This window comes from Methanococcoides sp., from assembly GCF_030594565.1.
In the GTDB taxonomy this organism is placed as follows: Archaea; Halobacteriota; Methanosarcinia; order Methanosarcinales; family Methanosarcinaceae; genus Methanococcoides; species Methanococcoides seepicolus.
On record NZ_JAUVEY010000083.1, the window covers coordinates 1 to 9818 of the forward strand.

General features: G+C 42.7%; 11 protein-coding genes and 1 pseudogene. 7 read left to right on the forward strand and 5 right to left on the reverse strand.

Annotated features, from left to right (window positions below; genetic code table 11):
- Nucleotides 1-168, reverse strand: a 168-nt coding sequence (locus QAS77_RS11560) for a hypothetical protein (protein WP_331522456.1), incomplete at its 3' end; no start/stop codon positions are given.
- Nucleotides 116-346, reverse strand: coding sequence for a HypC/HybG/HupF family hydrogenase formation chaperone (locus QAS77_RS07835; protein ID WP_305064798.1), 231 nt, complete (start codon nt 344-346; stop codon nt 116-118). The genes QAS77_RS11560 and QAS77_RS07835, both read right to left, overlap by 53 nt.
- A gap of 162 nt (nt 347-508) precedes the next feature.
- On the opposite strand from QAS77_RS07835, the gene QAS77_RS07840 reads away from it, so the two are divergent.
- From QAS77_RS07840 to QAS77_RS07860, 5 genes are all read left to right on the forward strand, one after another.
- Nucleotides 509-1630 carry a hydrogenase small subunit gene (locus QAS77_RS07840; protein WP_305064799.1) on the forward strand — a complete coding sequence of 374 codons (1122 nt, stop codon included), beginning with the start codon at nt 509-511 and terminating at the stop codon, nt 1628-1630.
- Nucleotides 1627-3420, forward strand: coding sequence for a nickel-dependent hydrogenase large subunit (locus QAS77_RS07845; protein WP_305064800.1), 1794 nt, complete (start codon nt 1627-1629; stop codon nt 3418-3420). Before QAS77_RS07840 ends, QAS77_RS07845 begins: the two co-directional genes overlap by 4 nt.
- Nucleotides 3421-3766: 346 nt before the next feature.
- Complete coding sequence (locus QAS77_RS07850; RefSeq protein WP_305064801.1) at nt 3767-4222, forward strand: hypothetical protein; 456 nt, start codon at nt 3767-3769, stop codon at nt 4220-4222.
- Nucleotides 4197-4712: a hydrogenase maturation protease gene (locus tag QAS77_RS07855; RefSeq protein ID WP_305064802.1), complete on the forward strand. Its 516-nt coding sequence runs from the start codon at nt 4197-4199 to the stop codon at nt 4710-4712. Before QAS77_RS07850 ends, QAS77_RS07855 begins: the two co-directional genes overlap by 26 nt.
- Before the next feature lie 37 nt (nt 4713-4749).
- The gene (locus QAS77_RS07860; RefSeq protein ID WP_305064803.1) at nt 4750-5196 is read left to right on the forward strand and encodes a DUF488 domain-containing protein; all 447 of its coding nucleotides are present in this window, start codon (nt 4750-4752) and stop codon (nt 5194-5196) included.
- A 4-nt stretch (nt 5197-5200) separates the two neighbouring features.
- On the opposite strand, the gene htpX is transcribed toward QAS77_RS07860, so the two are convergent.
- The 3 genes from htpX to QAS77_RS07875 form a co-directional block, all read right to left on the reverse strand.
- Nucleotides 5201-6058 (reverse strand): zinc metalloprotease HtpX, encoded by an 858-nt coding sequence (gene htpX, locus QAS77_RS07865; protein ID WP_305064804.1) that lies wholly within the window; start codon nt 6056-6058, stop codon nt 5201-5203.
- Between the two features lie 394 nt (nt 6059-6452).
- Complete coding sequence (locus tag QAS77_RS07870) at nt 6453-6707, reverse strand: hypothetical protein (protein WP_250866941.1); 255 nt, start codon at nt 6705-6707, stop codon at nt 6453-6455.
- Between the two features lie 2 nt (nt 6708-6709).
- Nucleotides 6710-8284, reverse strand: a complete 1575-nt coding sequence (locus QAS77_RS07875) for a hypothetical protein (RefSeq protein ID WP_305064806.1) — start codon at nt 8282-8284, stop codon at nt 6710-6712.
- 400 nt (nt 8285-8684) lie between these two features.
- Between QAS77_RS07875 and QAS77_RS07880 the strand changes: the two genes are divergently transcribed.
- Nucleotides 8685-9554 carry a helix-turn-helix transcriptional regulator gene (locus tag QAS77_RS07880; protein WP_305064807.1) on the forward strand — a complete coding sequence of 290 codons (870 nt, stop codon included), beginning with the start codon at nt 8685-8687 and terminating at the stop codon, nt 9552-9554.
- An 84-nt stretch (nt 9555-9638) separates the two neighbouring features.
- Nucleotides 9639-9818 (forward strand): annotated as a pseudogene (locus tag QAS77_RS07885) (amino acid-binding protein); the annotation flags it as partial.

A 9818-nucleotide genomic window follows, 5' to 3' on the forward strand; every position in this document is an offset into this window, starting at 1 on the left:
GTTCCGTAATCCATAGCGTGAGATCGTTCTTTCATGGGTGCCACAGATATGCATGATGCGGATGGGCCTTGAACGATCACAAATACTTTTTAGCAGCTTTGCCTCCATGGACATATTATTCATCATTCTCCAATTGTTCAAGAATTTCGGATATTTCTTTTCTTTCATCTTCGGAAATTATGGAGATGGCATATCCCACATGAACCAGTATGTTCAGTCCGGGTATGATCTCTTCAGAGCCGGTAATAAGGTCAAGGTTCACTTTTCGTTCCACTCCTCCAAAATCGACCATTGCTGTATATTCGTCCAGCAGTTCTGTTATCTTCCCGGGTATTGCAATACACATCAAATAAATTGAAGGATTACTTATATTTAAGTGTAAGCAACAATCTGTGCAAATGAAAACTTTAACTGTGTTCGTAGCAATAATATGATTAGATCAAAATTTTGATCTTAATTCTGGGGGTATGATCTGATCGAAAATGTGGGGGAAACCGATTTTCTTGGAATGGATCGACGAACATTTCTCAAGCTAGCAGGTGCAATTGGGGTTTCTGCATTTCTTGGCATATATCATTCTGATATTTCAAATGCGATTGAGATCTCAAAGACGAAAATAGTATGGATACATGGTGCTGAATGTACAGGTTGTTCGGAATCATTGCTGAATGCAGAAAACCCCGACATTGTACAGGCGATCCAAAAACTGAATGTGGATCTGGTCTATCACGAAACACTTCTGGCACAACAAGGCATTTTTGTTGATGGCAGACTTGCAGGTACCTCTGAGTTGAATTCTGAAATACTGCTGGATGATGCCATCGAGGAAGGCGGATATATACTCGTGGTCGAAGGTTCAATTGCCAATGGCCCCAATGGTTCTGGTAAATATTGCATGTATGGTGAACGTCCTTTTAAAGATATATTTAAAAAAGCAGCAGAGAATGCCGATATGATCCTGGCTGTGGGGATGTGTGCTACATACGGTGGAGTAAATGCAGCTGATAGTGCCATCACGGATCTCATGGACTTTAGGGGGGTTTCCTTCCTAAAAGAAGACCCTTCAAAAGGAATGCTTACTGAGCTTGGCATTAGCAAACCGGTTATAAATGTGCCGGGCTGTCCTGCCCATCCGGATTGGATGCTTCTGACACTTGCTGCTGTGATACTTGGAAAGATAAGGGTCCCTGATGACCTTGATGCTGTTCTGGATAAATATGATCGTCCTCTTGTTTTCTTCCCTGCCGACCACACGCTGCATGATAATTGCCCACGCAGGGGATTTTACGATGTCGGGAAACTGGATACCGACCTTTCAGGGGATGGTTGTCTATGGAAACTTGGTTGCAAGGGACCTTACACTCATTCGGATTGTGCTCTTCGCAAATGGAATGGTTCCGTAAATATGTGTACTCAGGCAGGGTCGCCGTGCATCTCCTGCTGCGAACCGGGTTTCCCCGACAGTTCTTCTCCTTTTTATGAAGAGGCCGAAGATAAGCCTATTTTATTTGGAATGAATGCAGATTCTCTTGCTAAAGTGGGGGTTGGTGCCGCAATACTTGCTGGTGCCGCTCACGCTGTTCGTAGGATCGTTGTTGATAAGGATGATGAAAAGGAGGGTGGAGTATGACCCGGGTTGTTGTAGATCCATTAACACGTATTGAAGGGCATTTTCGTTTATCTGCAGAAGTAAATGAGCAAGGGGTGATCTCAGATATACAAAGTGCAGGTATGCTTTTCAGGGGATTTGAACGTATATTATTGAACCGAGATCCACGGGATGCTGCACGCATTACTCAAAGGGTATGTGGCGTCTGTCCTACTTCTCATGCAATGGCATCTGCCAATGCTCTTGATGATCTTTTTGGGATCGCAGATCAAGTTCCAAAAGATGCACTTGTTGCAAGGAATATTATACAGTCCCTTAATATGATAGCCAGCCATGCAACCCATATTTATGTATTATGGTTGCCGGATATCGTGAACCCTGCTTATAGAGATGTATTGGCCACGATTGGTGATACCGGGGCTGCATTGTGGAAAGAACTTCTTTATAGATTTGCTCCGATAAGCTATCGGCTTAATGGTGTATCTATTCCTCCGGGCAATGCGTATCTAAATGCTATAAAGGAAAAGAAAAGACTTCAGGAAGCCATAGCTCTCATTGCCGGTAAAATGCCTCACCAGATGTCATCCGTAGTTGGTGGTGTCACGTACAAACCAACGGTTGCAGATATTGGCAAATTGACTTCATATTATCATCACGTCATGGATTTTATCGATGGTTCCACTCTCGGAGTGGATCATAGGACCTGGCTGGATAACACATTCAGGGCATCATCTCCTCAACGTGCAGTGGATTTTTTGATCGAACACCTGCAGGAGCTTGTAGAAAAGTCTTTGATCTCAAATGATTTTTCACATGTTGCGGGTTGGGGTGATATTGATCTGCTTGCAGCATTTGGTTCTGAGCTTATTGGTGAAAGATATTTAGGGCTTCCTGTCAGTTTTAAGTTTGATAGGTCGGGCGGATACAGTGATCCTTCAAAGATAGGGTTCTTATCTTACGGTGTTTACTATGATGTGGAGCATGGCGATGGCTATGATCCACTGGAATTTGGTAGGTCCGGTTTCCAGAAAGCTGCTTTTATTACTGGTTCCTTTGAACACAAAAAGTTTGACCACAGAAATGTGACAGAACAGATAGGTCATTCGTTCTATGTTGGTAAGCACAATCTTCATCCCTTGGAAGGGGTGACCGATCCTGTTCGGAATGCTGATGAGATCGATTATAATGGGAATGACGAAAGTAAATATAGTTGGATAAAGGCACCGCGTTATGATGGTATTCCGTGTGAGGTTGGTCCTCTTGCTCGTATGGTCGCAATGGAAGAGCCATTGACAATGGGCTTGATAAATATGTTTTCCAAGAATGGTCAGTCTGCTGCCAATACGTTTACAAGGATGATGGCAAGGGCACAGGAGATGTTACTTCTCTCTGATGAATTGCTCAAATGGGTGAGTTCGGACCTTGACCCAAATGGGAAATTCTGTGTCCCAACTGATCTTTCTATGGCTGAGAATTCCCAGGGTATCGGTCTATGGGAGGCTCCGCGTGGTGCTCTGGGGCACTGGGTCAGTGCTGGGGGGGATTCAAAGGTGATAAATTATCAGATGGTCGTGCCAACCACATGGAATGCATCTCCAAGGGATGACCTAGGAGTGCCCGGTCCCATCGAGCAGGCCCTTCTTGGTACAAAGGTATCGGCAGTCGAGAATTTGCTTGGGATAGACAATGCGAATCCTACTGGTATATTGCATACTGCAAGGTCATACGATCCATGTATCGCATGTGCTGTGCATACTATCGATCTGACGAAAAAACTTGACAATGGCTCTCGCACATTTAATATTGTCTGAGGGGTTGAGCAGGATGGTACAAGAAAATGGACTGGTTGTGAAAAGATATTCATTTTTAGAGCGACTGGCACACTTTGTTCATCTTGTCTCTTTGTTCATCCTGCTGATAACGGGATTTAAGATCTATATGGGATGGGATTTCATGACCTATCACATTGCCCTAGTTATTCATCTGTTTGCAGCGGTTTTATTTTTGTTTGTGAACTGGATCATTATTCCATACAATGTCCTGATGACCGAATGCCCTCGTTGTCCCATGTGTGCAACCGGGACTCACAATATGTTTCTCCATAAAATATCCCACATATCGCATAGGTATCTATTCGGGCCAACGGATATCAGGAGAATGAAGCAGATATTCCTCAATTATTTGGGGAAAGGTGGGTATCCGGCATTTACGATATATAATGTCAAACGTCGGGGCTATATTGATAAATTACATCCGGTAACCCAGTTTATGCTTTTCTTTGAAGGTGGTGCGGTCATGTTCATTGCCTTTTCAGGGTTCGTTCTTTATGATCTCCAATGGGCTATTTTCGGATTGTCGGTAAGTGAATGGTTACTGTCGGCCAGTGAAATGATCGCCCCTTCTTTGAATATGAGTGCTCTGGCATTTATTCGAGTTATACATTTGCTCATGTCATATTTCTTCATAGTGGAATTGATAGTTCATGTGGGCATTGTGGAATTTGATCCAAAGGTATGGAAATATTATAAGGCAGTATTCCTGACCGGTAAAGAGGATCTTTCTGATCCGGACTATGTTGAGCTCATTGATGCAGAAAGAGATTCTTTGGAATGATCCTATGATCCGCATATTCGGCTGTGGCAATCCTCTCATGGGGGATGATGGGATTGGTGTCCATGTTATTGATAAATTAAAAAATATGTATTCTGACCTGCCGAATGATATTGAACTGATCGATATGGGTGTTTGTGGTCTTGATATGCTGAACTTTTTGGAAGGATCGGATCACGTTATCATAGTGGATGCGATCAAAAGCAATGGGGATATCGGTTCCGTACACAGGTTTGAACTGAACGATCTAAAAGAATACGTTCGTGATGGTATGTTCACCATCCATGATGTCGGTATTGTGGATGTGCTTTCCATAGCGGAGCACGTTCAGAAAATGCCTGATTCTATTGTTCTATTTGGAATTGAGATCGGTCAGGTGGATGATATCTCGTTTGTTCTTTCTGATAAAGTAAGGGCTTGCATTGATGTGGTTATTGATCTTATGTTCGATGAACCCTTTTTTAAAAGAGCATCGTTGAGTGACATAAGATAGAAAAAGTAATAAGCTTCCAATCCATTCAGTAGCCACAATGGAAGACGGTACTTTCTGCTATACCATAGGCTATGGTAACAGGTCTCTTGAATATCTTATTGATATGGTGCAAAGTTTCAATATCGTTCATTTGGTGGATATTCGCAGTTATCCGCATTCGGTGCACGAGGATTTCAATAAGGAGAACCTCGAGATAGTGCTTCCCAAGAACAATATTGTCTATTCTCATTGCCCGGGACTTGGGGGTCTTAGGAATGGAAGCTATATGGATTATACAAAGACCGATGAGTTCAGTAAATATTACTCTCGTTTAGTGGATAAAATAGAGGCTGTCAATAAAGCGGGTTCCGGTATTGTTCTTATGTGTGCTGAAAAAAATCCGAAGGATTGCCATCGATACCATTTGTCAAAGGTTCTTGAATATTCCGGAATAAAAATAATACACCTGACCGATCCTGGCCAGGTAGACCTTTTCAGGTTCTAAATTTTCACATCTCGTTCAGGCGGCGTATCCTTTCCTCTGTGGCCGGATGTGTCCTGAACAACTTCATCAATGAGCTTCCTCTTAGGGGATTGACGATGAACATATGTGCTGTGTTCTGGGATGGCTGAACATCGTTCTTTCTTGGCTGGTAGTTCTGTGCTCCAGATTCAAGTTTAGAGAGTGCACTGGCAAGTGCCCAAGGTTTCTGTGAAATGCGTGCTCCTTCTGCATCTGCACCGAACTCACGTGAACGTGATATTGCAAACTGTATGATAGTTGCTGCCAACGGTGCCAGTATTGCAAGTGCTATGAATCCAACTATGTTGTTGCTTCCATCGTCGTCCCTGCTTCCGATACCTCCAAAGATGGCAGCCCATCTTGCCCAGGTGGCAAGCATTGTGATAACTCCGGCAATTGTCGCAGCAACAGCACTGATAAGTGTGTCCCTGTTCTTTACATGTGCCAGTTCATGAGCGAGCACGCCCTCAAGCTCTTCTGGTGTGAGGATGTTCATTATCCCTGTAGTCGCAGCTACTGCTGCATGTTTGGGATCTCTGCCAGTGGCGAATGCATTTGGCATCGATGTTTCCACGATGTAAACCTTAGGCATTGGGAGTTGGGCACGCATTGCAAGATTCCTCACAATATCGTAAAGTTGCGGACTTTCGTACTCTGTCACTTCTTTAGCGTGGTACATCTTCAGGACTATCTTGTCACTGTACCAATAACTGCCGAAGTTCAGCATAAGTGCGAACGCAAATGCGATGAACATTCCGGCAGTTCCGCCGATAAGACGACCTACAATGATAAGTAGTCCTGTCAAGGATGCAAGTAATAATGTGGTCTTAAGCATGTTCTTCATGTTTTACCTCAGTAGTGCGCATGTATCTTTTGTTCTTTGAAAAATCTGTAAATTTTAGATATTTACACCTACTATCATATCTATTGATTTGTAGTTCTATATAAATGCGTTGGGGTGGTACAGGGAGACGTAAATAATTTTATATTGGCAACCCAAATATATTGTCTGCAATACCCGTTTTGAGTGAAATGGTTCTCATCATGACACCTAAAAAAAGGATGGTGCCGAGGGCACAATCGAAAAACACATCTTCGGAAGCTTCGATGCAAAGCGAATGTAACTTCTAATGCTCTTTGCAATGCTCTTCCTTGTTAACATTATTATTCGTTGTTTTATCCCTGTAATGTAAAAAAGAAAGAAAAAAAGAAGGAATATAAAGTCGATATCTCGACTTTCATACCTCTTCGACTATCAGTTCTGTATCTTCTTCTATCTCAGAGATAAGAGCTTCAAATTCCTCAAGATCGCTCTCAAGGTCTGCTATTTCAGAATCTGTCAGCTCAACTCCCTCTTCTGCAAGTATCTCGTCTGCAACGGTGGTAGCTGTCTCTTCTTCTGTGGCATTGTCGGCAGGCTCTCCTACGCAACCGGAGAGTGCTAGTCCGACGAGAAGGATGGCAACAATTCCCAGATGTTTAATGCTCACCATGATCAGACCACCTCTGTTGAGTTGTCGTCATCGGAACTTTCATCTTTATCATCATCTTCGGTATCGTCGGAGTCTTCATCATCCATTTCTTCTGTGCTGTTGTCTTCAAGTTCATTCTCTTTTTCATCAGCACTGTCATCATCGGAGTTTTCATCTTCCATTTCTTCGGTGCTGTTGTCTTCCAATTCATTCTCTTCCTCATCAGCACTGTCGTCATCATCATCTTCGTCATTGTCGCTTATCTTTGGAGCAGCCCATTCAAGTTCAGTGCTCTCATCATCCTTCTCGATCTTGTAAGATCCTTCTCCTGAAAGGGACGTACTGCCTGTTCCTTCTGCTTTGATGGTGATGTCCTCTCCACGGACCATAACTGTGAGGCGGGACCCTTCAATTTTTACTTCACCGGTGAAATTGTGGTAGACAAATGCATAGCTTCCGTCTCCTGTGCTGTCCTCATCGAACTGCTCGTAATCCCCATCAAGCTTAATTTCTGCGTCACCTGCAAGGTCTTTGATGACGATCGTGGCATTGGTTGCGGTGAACTCTACCTCAAGTTCTCCTGAAAGCACGATTGTTCCATCACCCTCAGCATCGATCAGACATTCACCTGCCAATGTCACATAGCCCTGTCTGAACCCTTTCATTTCCTGAACAAGCGCTCTAAGTTTTGTGTTGGCTTCATTAGTCAGTCTGATGGATTTACGGAGCTGTTCGCCAGCGTCATCTTCTCCATTCTGGTAAGCTTCTCTTGCATGTTCATGCGCCTGTTTAGCTTCCTCGATAAGCGCATTGTAATCGTCAAGCATTTCCTGGAGGTCTTCAGTATCTTCGCCGTCCTCGGTCAAACTGTCGATCTCATTCTGGAGTCTCTCTGAAACACCATCTATTTTCTCAAGGTAGTTAACAAGGCCACTGTTGATCCTCTGTGCTCTCATCCTGTTCAGGTCCTTTTGAGCATCACTCCAGATCTTCCTTATGTCCCTTGTTGCTTCGGAGAGGTCCTTTCTGGTATCTGCAGCATCAACATCATCTATCTGTGCTTCAAGCCTGTCAATGTATGTGTCAATTGTCGCATTGACCTCTTCATTATAGCTTCCTTCTTCCTTGGTCGTTTCAAGACGGGTGATCATGTAATCAATGGTTCCGGTCAGGTATTCCTTTGCTGCGTCCATTGCTTCTGTGGCATTTAATTCACCTTTGGCCTGCAATGCTTTAGCGTTCTGGAAATTTCCTCTTAGTTCATCATAACCGGCCTTTGAAAGCTGAACTTTACTCCTTGCCCGGTCATTTTGCATTTCCTTTTCCTGGATCATTTCAGGTGTGATGTTCTCATCTTTATGTTCCTGTAATCTTATCCTGTCTGCATCCGTGGCCCCAACGCCATTATCCCCTTGATTGGCAGCAAACTTTGGTGTGATCTTCTCATCTTTGTGTTCTTGTAACTTTATCCTGTCTGCATCTATGGCTCCAACACCATTATCCCCTTGGTTGGCAGCAAAAGCAGTCACAGGAAGAAGACTTAATATCATCAGTATGGCACCGATCAGTGCAAACCCTTTCATTGTTTTATTCTTCATAATGGATCCCTTCCTTTTTTTCTATGTGATACGATCTTGATTATCGATGTAATGAACTTACAAGCTCAACTTGGATGCGTGGGATATAAGCTTACTTTAATTGATTCTCATAACTAAGATGATCTAAAGTATTATCTGGGGAATTAAAAGCATTTTTTTACTTTATAATACTTTATATTGAATTATTTTGTTAATTGAAGTTTAAAGTAAGGTTATTTTACGATATAAACCTATGATCTCACGTTTTTATCTGAAATCCCCGTCCCTTTATATTTAGACTGTTTAGCTATTCAATATTTTCGGTGTTCCTATTATTTAGTATTCCAGAGATACAATTCGCTTCAATACTACTAATTCAGGAATAAAAAACTATAAAAGTAGAACCCGGCAATATAACACTGTGAAAGTCAGGACATTATTTGGGGTTTGTACATTTCTTACATTAATATTGCTTATTGTTCCTGTGGGAGCTGTTGGAACTGCAACGATACATGGGGCTATCTATGAATGGGACACCTTTGAACCTCTTGAGAATGTCTTAATTGAGGTCAATTCCACTCCTCCGCAGTCCATAGTTGCAAAGTATGGTGTCTATTCCCTGGACCTGGCTCCAGGTGACTATGTGATAGTTGCTACTTATTATACTGGTAATAGTCTCGTAGCGTCTGCACAGGAATCAATAACAATAACCGATGATGGTGATTACATAATCGACCTTCTTCTTCTTCCTTCCTATGAAAATGAGGACCTCGAAGATGCTGAAATAGCTAATTTGAGCGAAGCATTTGAAGCCGATTCGCAGCTGATCGAGGAGGATGCGGAAATCTCAGATCTGACCTATGTAGCGGTTCTGCTGATCTTTTTTGTACTCGTTTTGTCAGCATATGTGTATTCAAATAAGAAAGGGGCGAATGAAGGGAGTTTGGTCAATACTTCATCTGACTGGGTTAATGATGCTACTTTACAAGATGGGTCCCTCTCCGTTGATGTGAAGGAAGATGGTCGGGTCGGTACTATTACCGATGATTCGGAAACCATTGATACTATCACTAAAGCTGAACCACCTGTCCTGCCTGATGACCTTCAGGAAGTTCTGGACATCGTTATTGCAAATGGTGGACGCATAACCCAAAAGGACCTGCGTGGGAAATTGAGATATTCCGAGGCGAAGGTAAGTCTGATAGTCTCTGATCTGGAAAACCGCGGACTTGTAGATAAGTTCAAGAAAGGGCGGGGCAACATCATTATAATTCCTGAAGATAAAAAGTAAGTTGACTTTGCTTCCGTACTATCTTAAGAATTAATGGTATGGCTTATCAATACATTTATATGAAGAATGCCTAAGAGGGAACACATGAGAGTTTCAATGGACATTGAATTAAAGGACACTCCAGGACAATTGCTTCTGGCTTTGAATCCGATTTCGGATCTAAAAGGGAACTTGAAATCGATCGTGCATCATCATGAAGAACGAACTCCAAGAAGTACCATTCCGGTACAGCTTGTTTTTGAGATAGAACCTGCCAATCTTGAG

What these genes read in the sequence shown, in the direction of transcription:
- QAS77_RS07850 (WP_305064801.1), top strand. Translation starts at nt 3,767, where the DNA reads ATGAAGCAGATATTCCTCAATTATTTGGGGAAAGGTGGGTATCCGGCA.
- QAS77_RS07870 (WP_250866941.1), bottom strand. Translation starts at nt 6,707, where the DNA reads ATGGTGAGCATTAAACATCTGGGAATTGTTGCCATCCTTCTCGTCGGA.
- QAS77_RS07845 (WP_305064800.1), top strand. Translation starts at nt 1,627, where the DNA reads ATGACCCGGGTTGTTGTAGATCCATTAACACGTATTGAAGGGCATTTT.
- QAS77_RS07875 (WP_305064806.1), bottom strand. Translation starts at nt 8,284, where the DNA reads ATGAAGAATAAAACAATGAAAGGGTTTGCACTGATCGGTGCCATACTG.
- QAS77_RS07855 (WP_305064802.1), top strand. Translation starts at nt 4,197, where the DNA reads ATGCAGAAAGAGATTCTTTGGAATGATCCTATGATCCGCATATTCGGC.
- htpX (WP_305064804.1), bottom strand. Translation starts at nt 6,058, where the DNA reads ATGAAGAACATGCTTAAGACCACATTATTACTTGCATCCTTGACAGGA.
- QAS77_RS07835 (WP_305064798.1), bottom strand. Translation starts at nt 346, where the DNA reads ATGTGTATTGCAATACCCGGGAAGATAACAGAACTGCTGGACGAATAT.
- QAS77_RS07860 (WP_305064803.1), top strand. Translation starts at nt 4,750, where the DNA reads ATGGAAGACGGTACTTTCTGCTATACCATAGGCTATGGTAACAGGTCT.
- QAS77_RS07840 (WP_305064799.1), top strand. Translation starts at nt 509, where the DNA reads ATGGATCGACGAACATTTCTCAAGCTAGCAGGTGCAATTGGGGTTTCT.